At 61.7% G+C, this 15,005-nt stretch carries 12 protein-coding genes; 6 read left to right on the top strand and 6 right to left on the bottom strand.

Going from position 1 to position 15,005, the window contains the following annotated elements:
- Positions 1-45: 45 nt before the first annotated feature.
- Genes JJD66_RS10410 through pilM form a run of 3 tightly spaced genes read right to left on the bottom strand, consistent with a single transcriptional unit; the run spans position 46 to position 2,218 of the window.
- Entirely contained in the window at positions 46-1,017 is a 972-nt protein-coding gene (locus JJD66_RS10410) for a pilus assembly protein PilP (protein ID WP_200648095.1), read from the bottom strand.
- Complete coding sequence (locus JJD66_RS10405; protein ID WP_106117975.1) at positions 1,014-1,565, bottom strand: PilN domain-containing protein; 552 nt, start codon at positions 1,563-1,565, stop codon at positions 1,014-1,016. Before JJD66_RS10405 ends, JJD66_RS10410 begins: the two co-directional genes overlap by 4 nt.
- Positions 1,562-2,218 carry a type IV pilus biogenesis protein PilM gene (pilM, locus tag JJD66_RS10400; protein WP_200648094.1) on the bottom strand — a complete coding sequence of 219 codons (657 nt, stop codon included), beginning with the start codon at positions 2,216-2,218 and terminating at the stop codon, positions 1,562-1,564. The genes JJD66_RS10405 and pilM overlap by 4 nt, the downstream gene beginning before the upstream one ends.
- Positions 2,219-2,451: 233 nt before the next feature.
- On the opposite strand from pilM, the gene JJD66_RS10395 reads away from it, so the two are divergent.
- Positions 2,452-4,914: a penicillin-binding protein 1A gene (locus JJD66_RS10395; protein ID WP_414478970.1), complete on the top strand. Its 2,463-nt coding sequence runs from the start codon at positions 2,452-2,454 to the stop codon at positions 4,912-4,914.
- 150 nt (positions 4,915-5,064) lie between these two features.
- Here the strand turns inward: JJD66_RS10395 and JJD66_RS10390 are convergent, their stop codons facing one another.
- The 3 genes from JJD66_RS10390 to rpmE all read right to left on the bottom strand — a co-directional run bounded on the left by JJD66_RS10390 (position 5,065) and on the right by rpmE (position 7,570).
- Complete coding sequence (locus tag JJD66_RS10390) at positions 5,065-6,333, bottom strand: malic enzyme-like NAD(P)-binding protein (RefSeq protein WP_005784034.1); 1,269 nt, start codon at positions 6,331-6,333, stop codon at positions 5,065-5,067.
- 182 nt (positions 6,334-6,515) lie between these two features.
- The gene (locus JJD66_RS10385) at positions 6,516-7,322 is read right to left on the bottom strand and encodes a thermonuclease family protein (RefSeq protein WP_105225477.1); all 807 of its coding nucleotides are present in this window, start codon (positions 7,320-7,322) and stop codon (positions 6,516-6,518) included.
- A 14-nt stretch (positions 7,323-7,336) separates the two neighbouring features.
- Positions 7,337-7,570, bottom strand: coding sequence for a 50S ribosomal protein L31 (rpmE, locus tag JJD66_RS10380; protein WP_005784030.1), 234 nt, complete (start codon positions 7,568-7,570; stop codon positions 7,337-7,339).
- A gap of 338 nt (positions 7,571-7,908) precedes the next feature.
- On the opposite strand from rpmE, the gene JJD66_RS10375 reads away from it, so the two are divergent.
- The 5 genes from JJD66_RS10375 to hslU all read left to right on the top strand — a co-directional run bounded on the left by JJD66_RS10375 (position 7,909) and on the right by hslU (position 14,933).
- Positions 7,909-10,128 carry a primosomal protein N' gene (locus JJD66_RS10375; protein ID WP_200648093.1) on the top strand — a complete coding sequence of 740 codons (2,220 nt, stop codon included), beginning with the start codon at positions 7,909-7,911 and terminating at the stop codon, positions 10,126-10,128.
- Positions 10,129-10,332: 204 nt separating this feature from the next.
- Complete coding sequence (gene argS / locus JJD66_RS10370; protein WP_200648092.1) at positions 10,333-12,069, top strand: arginine--tRNA ligase; 1,737 nt, start codon at positions 10,333-10,335, stop codon at positions 12,067-12,069.
- 1 nt (position 12,070) lies between these two features.
- Positions 12,071-12,772, top strand: coding sequence for an SPOR domain-containing protein (locus JJD66_RS10365; RefSeq protein ID WP_003187899.1), 702 nt, complete (start codon positions 12,071-12,073; stop codon positions 12,770-12,772).
- 255 nt (positions 12,773-13,027) lie between these two features.
- Complete coding sequence (hslV, locus tag JJD66_RS10360) at positions 13,028-13,558, top strand: ATP-dependent protease subunit HslV (RefSeq protein ID WP_003171209.1); 531 nt, start codon at positions 13,028-13,030, stop codon at positions 13,556-13,558.
- Positions 13,559-13,595: 37 nt separating this feature from the next.
- On the top strand, positions 13,596-14,933 hold the full coding sequence (gene hslU / locus JJD66_RS10355) for an ATP-dependent protease ATPase subunit HslU (RefSeq protein WP_034125569.1): 1,338 nt from the start codon (positions 13,596-13,598) through the stop codon (positions 14,931-14,933).
- Positions 14,934-15,005 lie beyond the last annotated feature (72 nt).

Here is a 15,005-nt window from a genome sequence, read left to right as displayed (position 1 = left end):
CGCCACACCGAAGGACGAGAAGGTCCTTTTCATTGTTTGATTCCGTTATGAGTTGACGTTCAGCACAAGGGTTCGCGGGCGTTCCAGCCAGGCGCCCTGTCCATCGGGAAACAGCTCCACCAGCTCGACAGCAGCGTCTTGAATGGCCGTGACCTGGCCATGGTCCGGCCCCAGGTAATCACCCACCGCCAGCCGATACACCCTGGCCCCAGCCCGCAACAAGGCAAAGGCCTGCGCACCACGGGACAAGGTGCCGACCATTTCGAACTGATCGAGGCGCATACCCTCCAACAGTCCCCGTGGCCGGGTGAAATCCGGGGCAAGGGCCGGGCGGCCCGGAACGTGCGGTGCCTGCAAGGCGGGCGGCGTGAACGGGTCGCGCAAGGACGAGGGTTCGTAGACAAATTGCGGCCCTGGGTCGAGCACCTGACGGGCCTTGCCGGTGTGCAGGGTGCTGCGATAGGTCTTGGCGAGCATGTTCAGACGTAACAAGGCGCCCTGATGCCCGAGCGCAATATCCTGCACGGTAACGACCCGCGGCAACCCACCCAAGGCACAGACAAACGTCGCCAGGTCGTGATAAACCCCGGAGGCGCTTATCTGCATGGGTTGTTCGATATAAAGCTGCCGAGGCGCTTCATCCAGCACGGTGATGCCTTCGACCCACACCCCATGAACAGCCGCCAGCCGGGCGATGTCTGCCAGCACGGCAGGCACCTCGGACTCGCCGGGCAATTGCCCTAGAAGGCTGGCAAGATTGTCTTCCATGCTCCGGACTTGCCGGGTGCGCAGCTCAAGGCTCGCGGCCAGGCCGGTCTTTTCTGTGAGTTGCTGCTGCAGCGCCTGCTCCCGCGCCTCAAGCCCGTGCAATCGCTCCCGCTGCGCCCCCCCATGCGAAACCTCGCCTAGCGCCAGCACCAGGCCGGCCAGCGCACAGCCAAGCAGTACCTTGCCCGGCAGGGACCATTTGGCAGCGTTGTAAGAGAGCGTGGAAAAATCGAGCCTGGGCAGGCTCATGGTTGCGCCTCGCTGGACTCTCCCTGGCGCACCATCAGCTGGAATTCACTTTCGCCGCGTGCACCTTCGGCTTGCACGCGCTGCAGACGGGTCGAACTGGAGCCGTGGATTGGCTTGAGCTGCTGCATCAAACGGGCGATATCCTGGTTGCTTTCAGCCGTGCCGCGAATGCTGATGGTGTCGCCGTTCGCAACCACCTCATGCAGATGGACACCTTCAGGCACCGAGCGAGCCAATTGCTCGAACAATCGGGCCCCGGAGGAGCGGGCATCGTGCAGGTCCTGAACCACCTTCATGCGTTCGGCCAGTTGCTGGCTTCGCGCCTGCAAGTCGTCGATGGTCCTGATCCGCGAGTCCTGGGTAGCGATGTGCTCTTCCAGGCGGCTGTTGCGGCTTACCTGGCGGTCTATCGCCTGGTCGATCACTTGATCAGCCAACCACAGTGCCGCGAGCGCCACGCAGGCAAACGCCAGCAATAGCACCAACAGGTATTTGCGCCTGCGCTCCGCGAGGGCCTGGCGCCAAGGCAAAAGATTGATTCGTGTCATCCAGCGAAACTCCTAAGGGCCAGCCCGCAAGCCACTCCCATCCCTTGGGCATCCAAGGCCCATTGTGCACCATCGACTCTGTGACCCGGCGTGAAGCTGGCAAAATCCTGAAGGCAAGCGCGCTCCAATGCAAACCCTTCTACATCGACCACCCGCGGCACCAGCCCCGCCAGGGTCAAAACCGCCTCGCGCGCTTCGACCTGCTCACGCAGGCACGCCGCCAGCATCACCTCTACCCACTGCGGGCCTTGAGCCGATGGCCCTTGAACCTGAAAGTCGATGGCCACCTCGTCCAATGGATAGGGGATGAACTGGTCGGCTTCCATCTGGATCTTCCAGGCCATTTCCTCATCACTGAGGCCAGCGTCCATGTCAATCAGCCGGGTAATTACCGACGGGCCCGCAACCGCCACGGCGGCGTACCGGGCCGAGGTACCCAGGCGCGACAGTGCCTGTTGCAGCATACGGCCCACACCCTCAAGGTCCAGCAAGGTGCCGTCCACCACCGCCTGGGGCGGCAGCATTTGCATAACGTAGCCCTGCACGCTGAAACCGCCTGATGAACGGCCCAGTTCGATCAGCTTGATGCCGCTGTCATTGATATCGACCCCCAACACCGTGTCGACTTTTCGCCTGAAAAATCCCTTTCCCATAAAACTCCCCAAAACTTTCCCTGTCATACCGGCTGTCATCTCGCCTGATTGCTGCCAGGCACCTTGCATTCGGTCGGCTTGTTCAAGGCTCGCGAATGACGCCCCAAGCCGAAAAATGCTTTAATGCCCAGCGTTTTTTCCCGCTTTTTATCTGCTGCCCGGGTCGATCCATCGTTTGCCATGCATGCCCCGACGCGTAACTCTTTCTTTTCTCTGGAAATCCAAAAGCCTTGATTCGTCTGCTGAAGTTTTTCGGGTACTCCATTGTCGCCATCGTCTGCGGGCTGCTGCTCGTATTCAGCGGGGCCTACCTCTACCTTAGTCCGGGTTTGCCCTCCGTAGAGGCCCTCAGAAGTATCCAGTTGCAGATTCCTTTGCGGGTCTACAGCAGCGATGAAAAACTGATCGCGGAGTTCGGCGAAATGCGCCGCACACCGATCCGTTTCGCCGACATTCCACCCAATTTCATCAGCGCTTTGCTGTCTGCCGAAGACGATAATTTCGCCAACCACTACGGCGTAGACCCCAGCAGCCTGGTGCGTGCAGCCACGCAGTTGGTAAAAAGCGGACACATTCAATCGGGCGGCAGCACCATCACCATGCAGGTGGCGAAGAACTTCTTCCTCACCAGCGAGCGCAGCTTTTCCCGCAAGGCCACCGAAATCCTCCTGGCGCTGCAGATCGAACGCCAGCTGACCAAGGATGAAATCCTCGAGCTGTACGTCAACAAGATCTACTTGGGCAACCGCGCCTATGGCATCGAGGCCGCGTCCCAGGTCTACTACGGCAAGTCGATTCGTGACGCCAGCCTGGCGCAAATGGCCATGATTGCCGGCCTGCCCAAGGCACCGTCGCGCTTCAACCCGCTGGCCAACCCGGCGCGCAGTAAAGAACGCCGTGACTGGATCCTGGGCCGCATGTACAAACTGGGCAAGATCGACCAGGCCGCTTATGAAAGTGCCGTAGCCGAGCCGCTGAACGCCAGCTATCACGTGCCGACCCCAGAAGTGAATGCACCCTATATCGCCGAAATGGCCCGCGCCGAGATGGTTGGCCGTTATGGCAGCGAGGCCTACACCGAAGGTTTCCGCGTCACCACGACGGTGCCGAGCAACTTGCAGGAAATCGCCAACCACTCGGTACATGAAGGCCTGATCACTTATGACCAGCGTCACGGCTACCGTGGCCCCGAGTCGCGCCTGCCGGGCAAGACCCTGAGTGCCTGGACCACCGAATTGGGCAAACAGCGCTCGATCAGCGGCCTGGACCCGGCCATCGTTACCCAGGTATCCAAGGACGGCATCCAAGTGCTGACCCGCTCTGGCGAAGCCCATGTAGCCTGGGACAGCATGAAGTGGGCACGCCCGTTCCTGAACACCAACAGCATGGGCCCGATGCCCAAGCAGCCATCCGACGTGGCCCAAGTGGGTGATTTGATCCGCGTGCAACGCCAAAAGGATGACAGCCTCAAATTCAGCCAGGTGCCGCTCGCCCAGGGCGCCCTGGTGTCCCTGGACCCGCAGAACGGTGCGATCCGCGCACTGGTCGGCGGCTTTGCCTTCGAGCAGAGCAACTACAACCGCGCCACCCAGGCCAAGCGCCAGCCGGGCTCCAGTTTCAAGCCGTTTGTCTACAGTGCCGCGCTGGACAACGGCTACACCGCCGCCAGCCTGGTCAACGACGCGCCAATCGTGTTTGTCGATGAATATCTGGACAAGGTCTGGCGTCCGAAGAATGACACCAACACGTTCCTCGGCCCAATCCGTATCCGCGAGGCGCTGTACAAGTCACGCAACCTGGTGTCGATCCGCCTGCTGCAGGCGATGGGCGTAGGCAAGACCATCGACTACATGACGCGCTTTGGCTTCGCCAAGTCGGACCTGCCGCCAAACCTGTCCCTGGCCCTGGGTACCGCGACCCTCACGCCGATGGAAATCGCCACCGGCTGGAGCACCTTTGCCAACGGCGGCTACAAGATCGCGCCGTACCTGATCGACAAGATCGAAAGCCGCAATGGCGACACCCTGTTCACCGCCAACCCGCCACGGGTACCCGGCGACGTGGTCAATGGTGTGGCCGCGACCGACGGGCTTGCGGTACCGAGCAACGGCGGTATCACCATCGAGGCGACGCCAGGCACACCGTCGGCCGCAAACGCCGGCGCACCGGCCGAACCGCAAGCGCCAGCGGTTGCCGAGCGCATCGTGGACGGCCGCACTACCTACATCCTCAACAGCATCCTGCAAGACGTGATCAAGAAGGGCACCGGCCGCCGCGCACTGGCCCTGGGCCGTGCGGATATCGCTGGCAAGACCGGTACCACCAACGAGTCCAAGGACGCCTGGTTCTCCGGCTACAACGGCGACTATGTGACCACCGTGTGGACCGGCTATGACCAGCCTGAAAGCCTGGGCCGCCGCGAGTTTGGTGGCACCGTCGCCCTGCCGATCTGGATGAGCTACATGGGCGCAGCGCTCAAGGACAAGCCGCTGCACACCCAGCCAGAGCCAGAAGGCATCCTCAGCCTGCGCATCGACCCGATCAGTGGCCGTGCGGCTTCACCGAGCACGCCGAATGCGTACTTCGAGCTGTTCAAGAGCGAAGATACACCGCCATCGGTCAACGAACTGGGCAACGGCGTAGTGCCGGGCAGCCCGCTGCCGGCGGATGAAGGTGCGCCGATCGACCTGTTCTGACGGGAGCTGCGGCCTGGCACAGACCTAATGTGGGAGCAGGCTTGCTCCCACACTTGGATCCGCACAAGACTCGAGTGAATCGCCAGCCACAAAAAAAGCCCCGACTGATCACTCAGTCGGGGCTTTTTTTGCGGGTGTGTCTACAACGGCTTAGCCGTTGAACACATCATCCACGCTTTGCAGCGGGTAGTTCTTTGGATACGGCAGGGTAGCCACACCAGTCTCGATAGCGGCCTTGGCCACGGCATCGGAGATCAGGGTGATCAGGCGCTTATCCATTGGTTTCGGAATGATGTACTCACGACCGAATTCCAGCTTGGCGCCACCGTAGGCGTCACACACATCCTGAGGTACCGGCAGCTTGGCCAGTTCACGCAGGGCGTTGGCAGCGGCCACTTTCATTTCTTCGTTGATGCGCTTGGCGCGAACGTCCAGGGCACCACGGAAGATGAACGGGAAGCCCAATACGTTGTTGACCTGGTTCGGGTAGTCCGAACGGCCGGTGGCCATGATCACGTCGCTGCGAGTGGCGTGGGCCAGTTCAGGAGAGATTTCCGGATCCGGGTTGGAGCAGGCGAACACGATAGGGTTCGGCGCCATGGATTTGAGGCCTTCAGCGCTCAGCAGGTTCGGGCCGGACAGGCCAACGAACACGTCGGCACCGTCGAGGGCGTCAGCCAGGGTGCGCTTGGAGGACGGATGGGCAAACATAGCCTTGTACTGGTTCAGGTCGGTGCGCTCGGACTGAATCACGCCCTTGCTGTCGACCATGTAGATGTTTTCCAGCTTGGCGCCCATGCTGATGATCAGCTTCATGCAGGAAATGGCCGCGGCACCGGCGCCCAGGCAGACGATTTTCGCCTCGCCCAGGGTTTTGCCAGCAATTTCCAGGGCGTTGATCATGCCGGCTGCGGTAACGATCGCGGTGCCGTGTTGGTCATCGTGGAATACCGGAATGTCGCACTGCTCGATCAGGGCCTTTTCGATCTCGAAGCACTCAGGTGCCTTGATGTCTTCCAGGTTGATGCCACCGAACGTGATGGAAATGCGCTTGACGGTGTCGATGAACGCCTGCGGGCTTTCGGAATCGACTTCGATGTCGAAAACGTCGATGCCGGCAAAGCGCTTGAACAGCACGCCCTTGCCTTCCATGACTGGCTTGGAAGCCAATGGGCCGAGGTTACCCAGGCCCAGAATCGCGGTGCCATCGGAAATCACTGCAACCAGGTTGCCTTTGCCGGTGTACTTGTACGCCAGCTCTGGGTCACGGGCGATTTCACGTACGGGTTCGGCAACACCAGGGCTGTAGGCCAGCGACAGGTCGCGGGCAGTGGCAGTGGCTTTGGTGAGCTCTACACTCAGCTTTCCTGGACGAGGATGGGCATGGTATTCGAGAGCGGCAGTTTTCAAATCAGACATATCGGCATTCCGCTTTTACTGTTGGTCGACGGACCGCCGAGGATACGCGTGTCGTAAAGTCCCTACAAGACTGGGCAGTCACAGGTGTCAAGGGCCCTGGGCTACGACTTTTGGCCAAGAGCCACGGGATACAAGGGCTCAACTGTTCACAATCGAAATAAAAAATGTCTACAATTTTTTATTCAAAGCGCCGATTTCAGCATGCCGGGGTCGGTTATTGGCAACAGCCAGCGCGCTTGGCCTTTTTTCAGGCCGCCACGGCGGGCCCGATCCTGCACCCAACCGCGCGCCTCAAGGGTGCGGCCTTGCAGACCATCGAGCATGGCTGTATCGAACTGGCTGATCAGCTCGGGCGCAATACGCAATACCAGTGAACCCTGCAGTTCAATCCAGATTCCACCGCGATTGCGCTCGATCTTGCTGACCCGACCGGCCACCAGGGCAAACCCGGAGCGCTTGAGACTCGCCACGCTTTGCACCGGCGATTGGCGCCACAGGCCAAGCCGTGCCTGGCGGGCGCTGTTTTCGGCCGCCTGCTGGCAGGCAACCAGGTCTATATTCGGCGCCACGCCCACTTGGTACCCCAGGCCCTCGGCCAGCAGTTGCGCCTCCAGATTCTCGCCATTGGCGCCGTAGAGGTGAGCCAGGGTGCGCCCGTAATGGTCTTTGGCTTCGCGCCCCGCCACCAGGCCGACACGCCCATCGCTGGCCTTGACCAACGCCTGCAGGCGCTGGCGGGCGGCGACAGCGAATGGCTCGTCAGGGCGGCCCTTCTTGCCGGTTTCCGGCGCGTTGAGGCCGATCATGCGCACGCTGCGACCGTCCTTGAGGCGCACCGTGTCGCCATCCACCACACGCTGTACCTCGACGCGGACGACGGCTGCCGGCGCGGGGCAGAATGCATCGGCCTGAGCGGTCGCCAGCCAAATCCCAGGCACAAAAAAGGCGCCCACAAGGGACGCCTTTTTCAACAGCAGGTAAAAGCCCATAAGGCTCTTGAACCTTACTCTGCTGGAGTAGCAGCAGGCTTCTTGCCGAAAGCACCAAAGCGATCTGCGAAGCGCTGTACGCGGCCGCCGGTGTCCAGAGTTTTCTGCTTACCGGTGTAGAACGGGTGGCACTCGTTGCATACGTCAGTACCCAGTGGCTTGCACAGGTTCGAACGAGTTTCGAACTTGTTGCCGCAGCTGCAGGTGACTTCGATGGTTTCGTACGCTGGATGGATATCGGCTTTCATGGCACTTCCTCGGGCTAGCGTGCCGCCACTCGACACTATTGTCGAATACCGCACGTAATTAGGCCGCGGATTCTACCAGACCTTTTTAATCACGCAAGCGGCGGTAATGGTCGAAAACTCCCTTTCATCAGATATTCCTGACACACCGCCGTCAATGTGGGAGCCGGGCTTGCCCGCGAAGGCGGTGTGTCAGTCACTGCATCTGTTACTGCACTAGCGCTTTCGCAGGCAAGCCAGCTCCCACAAGATCCGATTCCAGTACTGGAGACGGGACACCCCCGGTCTGCTAGGCTCGCGCCCCTGCGCCACCGCTTGCCTTTATTGATGAGACTCCTCGCGTGCCCGACGCCATTTTGCGCCTAGCCCTGCCCTCACCCCTGCGCCGCCTGTTCGATTACCGGGCCCCGCCCGGCGTGTCGCGTGCGCAGTTGCAACCGGGCATGCGCGTGCGCGTGCCGTTCGGACGCCGGGAAATGATCGGCATTCTGGTGGAAGTCACCGACCACAGCGAAGTGCCTGCCGAAAAGCTCAAGCCGGCAATTGCCCTGCTCGACGCCACACCACCGCTGCCGCCCGCGCTGTTCAAGCTGTGCCTGTGGACCGCGCAGTATTACCAACACAGCCTGGGCGATACCTTGAGCTGGGCGCTGCCGGTGCTGCTGCGCCAGGGCGAACTGGCCGAAGCGCGCCAGGAGCGTTTCTGGTCGATGGTGCCCGGCGCACGCCTCGACGACCCGCGCATCGCCCGCGCCCCGCGCCAGCGTGAGGCCCTGGCCACCTTGGCGCAGCACCCCCACGGCGTGGCCCATCAGCTATTAAGCAAGCTGATGCTGAGCAAAGACAGCCTCGACCTGCTGCTGGCCAAGGGCCTGGTGCAAGTGGAAATCCGCAAGCACGCCCCGGACCCGCGCCACGAACACTGGCTGGCCCAGCCGGAGTTGCCGCTGAACCCCGAGCAACGCGCCGCGTATGAGGCGATTCGCGCCGGTTTCGACAGTTTCCACGCGTTCCTGCTGGCCGGCGTCACTGGCAGCGGCAAGACCGAGGTCTATTTGCAGCTGATCCGCGAAACCCTGCAGGCGGGCAAGCAGGCACTGGTGCTGATCCCCGAGATCAACCTGGGCCCGCAGACCGTGGCGCGTTTCGAGCAACGCTTCAATGCCCGAATCGCCTTGGTGCACTCGGCAGTCAATGACCGTGAACGCCTGGAGTCGTGGCTGGCGGCGCGGGATGGCGAGGCCGACATTATTATCGGCACGCGCTCAGCACTGTTCACGCCGATGAAAAACCCCGGGCTGATCATCGTCGACGAGGAGCACGATGGCTCCTATAAACAGCAGGAAGGTTTGCGCTACCACGCCCGCGACCTCGCGCTGGTACGCGCCCGCCAGGAAGACATCCCGATTGTGCTGGGCTCGGCCACGCCGTCCCTGGAAAGCCTGCACAACGCCTACACCGGCCGTTACGGGCTGCTGCGCCTGAACGAGCGTGCTGGCGGCGCCAAACAACCGCGCTTCCTGCGCCTGGACGTGAAAAGCCGCCCGCTGGACAGCGGTATTTCCGGCCCGATGCAACAGGCCATTGGCCAGACCCTGGCCGCCGGCCAGCAAGTATTGGTATTTCTCAACCGCCGCGGCTTTGCCCCGACGTTGCTGTGCCATGACTGCGGCTGGATGTCCGGGTGCGAGCGCTGCGATGCGCGCATGACGGTGCATCAGCGCCACGGCGAGTTACGCTGCCATCACTGCGGCCATGTGGAACGGGTACCGCGCCATTGCCCGCAGTGCGGCAAGGTGGACCTGCGGCCCGTGGGCGCCGGCACCGAGCGCGCCGAAGAACGCCTCGGCATTCTGTTCCCGGACTACCCGGTGCTAAGGGTGGACCGCGACAGCACGTCGCGCAAAGACGCCATGAACCAACTGTTCGCCACCATCCACAAAGGCCAACCGTGCATCCTGGTGGGCACGCAGATGCTTGCCAAGGGGCATCACTTCCCACGGGTGACCCTGGTGTCGATCCTGGATGCCGATGGCGGGCTGTTCTCCGGGGATTTTCGCGCCAGCGAACGCATGGCGCAGTTGATCGTGCAGGTGGCAGGACGCGCCGGGCGAGCCGAAGAGCCAGGCAGGGTGATTATCCAGACGCACCTGGCCGACCACCCGCTGCTGATTCAACTGACGGAACAAGGCCACTTTGCCTTCGCCGAACAGGCCTTGAGCGAACGCCGCGCCGCCGGCCTCCCGCCCTTTGCGCACCTGGCGCTGCTGCGTGCCGAAGCCCACAAACCCGGGCAGGCCGAAGGCTTTCTTGATGAGGCCTGCAGCGCCGCCGAACGTTTATTGGGCGAACTGGCCCTCAGTGGCATCGAACTACTCGGCCCGGTGCCAGCGCCCATGGAGCGGCGCGCCGGACGTTATCGCGCTCAGCTACTCTTGCAGGCAACCTCCCGCGCGCCGCTGCATCGGCTATTAAGTCGCTGGATGCTTGAGCTGGAGCAACTGCCCAGCGGTCGGCAGGTGCGATGGTCGTTGGATGTAGACCCGGTAGATTTGTATTGAGGGTAATTACGTCATCGCAGGCAAGCCAGCTCCCACATTATGAAATGTGAATACCCTTAAATGTGGGAGCGGGCTTGCCCGCGAAGAGGCCCGCAGGTCCGCCATATAGTCTGAACGGTTGGCAAGCCCGCCCTCGCCACGGATAATGCCCAGTTTTTCCACCTGCGCATCGCGCGCCGCCGCTTGCGGTCGAAAGAGAACACCATGAAAGACACCATTCGCCAGCTGATCCAACAAGCCCTCACCCAACTCGTCAACGAAGGTGTGTTGCCTGAAGGCCTGTCGCCGGCGATCCAGGTGGAGAACACCCGCGACAAGACCCATGGCGACTTCGCCAGCAACATCGCGATGATGCTGTCCAAGCCGGCCGGCATGAAACCGCGCGACCTGGCGGAAAAAATCATCGCCGCACTGCCGGCTGACGCCAGTATCACCAAGGCTGAAATTGCAGGCCCGGGCTTTATCAACTTCTTCCAGAACACCCAAGCCCTGGCTTCGCGCCTGGACGCTGCCCTGGCCGATGCCAAAATCGGCGCACACAAGGCGGGCGCTACCCAGCGCGTGGTCATCGACCTGTCGGCGCCGAACCTGGCCAAGGAAATGCACGTGGGCCACCTGCGCTCCACCATCATTGGCGACGGCGTGGCACGCGTGCTGGAATTCCTTGGCGACACCGTGATCCGCCAGAACCACGTGGGCGACTGGGGTACCCAGTTCGGCATGCTGATGGCCTACCTGCAGGAAAACCCGATCACCAGCAACGAGCTGGCCGACCTGGAAAACTTCTACCGCGCCGCCAAAAAGCGGTTTGACGAGTCCGAAGAGTTCGCCGACCGCGCCCGTGGCCTGGTGGTCAAGCTGCAGGCCGGCGACGAAGAGTGCCTGGCGCTGTGGAACCGCTTCCGTGAAATTTCCCTGTCCCATTGCCAGGAAATCTACGAGCTGCTCAACGTGAAACTGACCATGGCCGACGTGATGGGCGAAAGCGCCTACAACGACGACCTGATCAACGTGGTCAACGACCTCAAGGCCAAGGGCCTGTTGGTCGAGAGCAACGGCGCCCAGTGCGTGTTCCTCGAAGAATTCAAGACCGCCGACGGCGAGCCGCTGCCAGTGATCATCGTCAAGGCCGATGGCGGCTACCTCTACGCCACCACCGACCTGGCCGCCGTGCGTTACCGCAGTGGCGTGCTCAAGGCTGACCGTGCGCTGTACTTCGTCGACCAGCGCCAGGCCCTGCACTTCCAGCAGGTGTTCGAAGTGGCGCGTCGCGCCGGTTTCGTCACCCACCCGATGCACATGGAGCACATGGGCTTTGGCACCATGAACGGCGCCGATGGCCGCCCCTTCAAGACCCGCGACGGCGGCACCGTGAAGCTGATCGACCTGCTGACCGAAGCCCAGGAACGTGCCTACAACCTGGTGAAGGAAAAGAACCCGGAGCTGGCCGAGGCCGACCTGCGCAACATCGCCCGCGTGGTGGGCATTGGCGCGGTGAAATACGCCGATCTGTCCAAGCACCGCACCAGCGACTACAGCTTCAACTTCGACCTGATGCTCAACTTCGAAGGCAACACCGCGCCGTACCTGCTGTACGCCTACACTCGCGTGGCCGGGGTGTTCCGCAAGCTGGGCAAGGACTTCAGCGAAGTCGAAGGCCAGATCGCGCTGGACGCCGCCCACGAACAGGAACTGGCGGCCAAGCTCGCGCAATTTGGCGAGGTGCTCAACAGCGTTGGCGAAAAAGGCACGCCGCACATCCTGTGCACCTATTTGTACGAAGTGGCCGGCCTGTTCTCCAGCTTCTACGAGAACTGCCCGATCCTGACCGCCGACGACGAAGCCCAGAAACAAAGTCGCCTGCGCCTTGCCGCCTTGGCTGGACGCACCCTCAAGCAAGGCCTGGAACTCTTGGGCCTGGAAACTCTGGAGCGTATGTAAGTTGGCTGCCAAGAAAAAACCTGCACCCAAGCGCGGCGCCAGCCGCTACCAGGCCCCGGCGAAGCAACCGATTCCGGGTTGGTTGTGGATGGCCATCGGCCTTACGGTCGGCGCATTTATCGTGTTTCTGATGAAGCTGGAGCCCGGTCAGGGCGATGACGTCAAGCGCGTCAAACAGGAGCAGCAAAAGGCCACGAAAATCGCCGAAGCCAACAAGACCGCGCCGAGCCCGACCGCACCGGTAAAGCCCAAGTACGACTTCTACACGCTGCTGCCGGAATCGGAAGTGATCGTGCCGCCTGACGCCGTGCCGGAAAAAACCCTGCCGACGCCACAAGTGCCGACCACGCCGGTAACCCCAGCGGAAGCGGCGAAAATCGACACGGCGCGCGCTCAGGCCGCGTTGGCCGGTATCACGCCGCCGCCAGCACCGCCAGTGGCTGCAACCAAGGCCGCGCCGGTGACCAAGTTCTTCCTGCAAGCGGGCTCGTTCCCGAAACAGGCGGATGCGGACCGTGTACGCGCACAGATCATTCTGTTGGGCCAATCGGTATCGGTTGAGTCCGGCACGGTGAAGGACGCGACCTGGTATCGCGTATTGGTAGGGCCGTTCAGCAACCGCGAACAGCTGACCGTGGCGCAAAAGCAATTGGCCGGCGCCGGGTTTAGCAACCTGTTGTTACAACAACGCCAGAGCCGCTGATCCAGCAGCCAAACCGGTTTTAATGTGGGAGCTGGCTTGCCTGCGATAGCGGTGTAACAGTCAATGTTTCAGTGACTGACACACCGCTATCGCAGGCAAGCCAGCTCCCACATTGGTTTGCAGCGTGCTCAAGTAAGTGTTGAACCCATAAACACCACTCGTCCGCCCTGCCTTCCTACGGTTGAAATCCCCCTCGCCACCCCCATATGAGTTTCCATCAGGGCATTTTCGCCCCGCTGCGTGGAGACTCTCCCCTTGACCACCATCGTTTCAGTACGTCGCCACGGCAAAGTTGTCATGGGCGGCGACGGCCAGGTTTCCCTGGGCAACACCGTGATGAAAGGCAACGCCAAGAAAGTGCGCCGCCTGTACCACGGCCAGGTGCTTGCCGGCTTCGCAGGCGCAACCGCCGACGCCTTTACCCTGTTCGAGCGTTTCGAAGGCCAGCTTGAGAAACACCAGGGCCACCTGGTGCGCGCCGCTGTGGAACTTGCCAAAGAATGGCGCACCGACCGCTCCCTCAGCCGCCTGGAGGCCATGCTCGCAGTTGCGAACAAAGACGCTTCCCTGATCATCACCGGCAACGGCGACGTGGTTGAACCCGAGCATGGCCTGATCGCCATGGGTTCAGGTGGCGGCTACGCCCAGGCTGCGGCCAGCGCGCTGTTGAAGAAAACCGACCTGTCGGCCCGGGAAATCGTCGAGACCGCCCTGGGTATCGCTGGCGATATCTGCGTGTTCACCAACCACAACCAGACCATTGAGGAGCAGGACCTCGCCGAATAAGCCCTGGGCTTATTCAGGCTTGAGGCCGCCAAACACTATGTCCATGACTCCCCGCGAAATCGTCCATGAACTCAACCGCCATATCATCGGCCAGGACGATGCCAAGCGCGCCGTTGCCATTGCGCTGCGTAACCGCTGGCGCCGGATGCAACTGCCGGAAGAACTGCGCGTTGAAGTAACGCCCAAGAACATCCTGATGATCGGACCTACCGGCGTCGGCAAAACCGAGATCGCCCGACGCCTGGCCAAATTGGCCAATGCACCGTTCATCAAGGTCGAAGCGACCAAATTCACCGAAGTCGGTTATGTGGGCCGCGATGTCGAGTCGATCATTCGCGACCTGGCTGACGCCGCCCTGAAGATGCTGCGCGAACAGGAAGTGACCAAGGTCAGCCATCGCGCCGAAGACGCCGCTGAAGAGCGTATCCTCGACGCCCTGCTGCCACCGGCACGCATGGGTTTCAACGAAGACGCCGCACCGTCGTCCGATTCCAACACCCGTCAGCTGTTCCGCAAGCGCCTGCGTGAAGGCCAGTTGGATGACAAGGAAATCGAGATCGAAGTGGCCGAAGTGTCCGGCGTGGATATCTCTGCCCCGCCAGGCATGGAAGAAATGACCAGCCAGTTGCAAAACCTGTTTGCCAACATGGGCAAGGGCAAGAAGAAAAGCCGCAAGCTCAAGGTCAAGGATGCGCTCAAGCTGGTGCGCGACGAAGAAGCCGGGCGCCTGGTCAATGAGGAAGAACTCAAGGCCAAGGCCCTGGAAGCGGTCGAGCAACATGGCATTGTGTTTATCGATGAGATCGACAAGGTGGCCAAGCGTGGCAACTCCGGCGGCGTGGATGTCTCCCGCGAAGGCGTACAGCGCGATTTGCTGCCGCTGATCGAAGGGTGCACGGTCAACACCAAGCTGGGCATGGTCAAGACTGACCACATCCTGTTTATCGCCTCCGGTGCCTTCCACCTGAGCAAGCCGAGCGACCTAGTGCCCGAGCTGCAAGGCCGCCTGCCGATTCGGGTGGAGCTCAAGGCACTGACGCCGGGCGACTTCGAGCGCATCCTCAGCGAACCGCATGCCTCGCTCACCGAGCAGTACCGCGAGCTGCTGAAAACCGAAGGGCTGGGTATCGAATTCCAGGCTGACGGTATCAAGCGCCTGGCGGAGATCGCCTGGCAGGTCAACGAGAAGACCGAGAACATCGGTGCCCGTCGCCTGCATACCTTGCTTGAGCGCCTGCTTGAGGAAGTATCTTTCAGCGCCGGCGACATGGCCGGTGCGCAGAATGGCGAAGCGATCAAGATCGATGCCGAGTATGTGAACGGTCACCTGGGCGAATTGGCGCAGAACGAAGATCTGTCTCGTTATATCCTGTAAGCCTCACTCAATGTGGGAGTGGCTTGTGTGGGAGCTGGCTTGCCTGCGATAGCATCACTGCAGTGTTCCTGA

The organism is Pseudomonas sp. MF6751, assembly GCF_016613265.1.
In the GTDB taxonomy this organism is placed as follows: Bacteria; Pseudomonadota; Gammaproteobacteria; order Pseudomonadales; family Pseudomonadaceae; genus Aquipseudomonas; species Aquipseudomonas fluorescens_BV.
Note: the sequence above shows the minus strand (reverse complement) of the source record. Positions and strands in the feature narration are given on the sequence as shown.

What these genes read in the sequence shown, in the direction of transcription:
- JJD66_RS10385 (WP_105225477.1), bottom strand. Translation starts at nt 7,322, where the DNA reads ATGGGCTTTTACCTGCTGTTGAAAAAGGCGTCCCTTGTGGGCGCCTTT.
- rpmE (WP_005784030.1), bottom strand. Translation starts at nt 7,570, where the DNA reads ATGAAAGCCGATATCCATCCAGCGTACGAAACCATCGAAGTCACCTGC.
- JJD66_RS10405 (WP_106117975.1), bottom strand. Translation starts at nt 1,565, where the DNA reads ATGACACGAATCAATCTTTTGCCTTGGCGCCAGGCCCTCGCGGAGCGC.
- JJD66_RS10410 (WP_200648095.1), bottom strand. Translation starts at nt 1,017, where the DNA reads ATGAGCCTGCCCAGGCTCGATTTTTCCACGCTCTCTTACAACGCTGCC.
- argS (WP_200648092.1), top strand. Translation starts at nt 10,333, where the DNA reads ATGAAAGACACCATTCGCCAGCTGATCCAACAAGCCCTCACCCAACTC.
- JJD66_RS10390 (WP_005784034.1), bottom strand. Translation starts at nt 6,333, where the DNA reads ATGTCTGATTTGAAAACTGCCGCTCTCGAATACCATGCCCATCCTCGT.
- hslU (WP_034125569.1), top strand. Translation starts at nt 13,596, where the DNA reads ATGTCCATGACTCCCCGCGAAATCGTCCATGAACTCAACCGCCATATC.
- pilM (WP_200648094.1), bottom strand. Translation starts at nt 2,218, where the DNA reads ATGGGAAAGGGATTTTTCAGGCGAAAAGTCGACACGGTGTTGGGGGTC.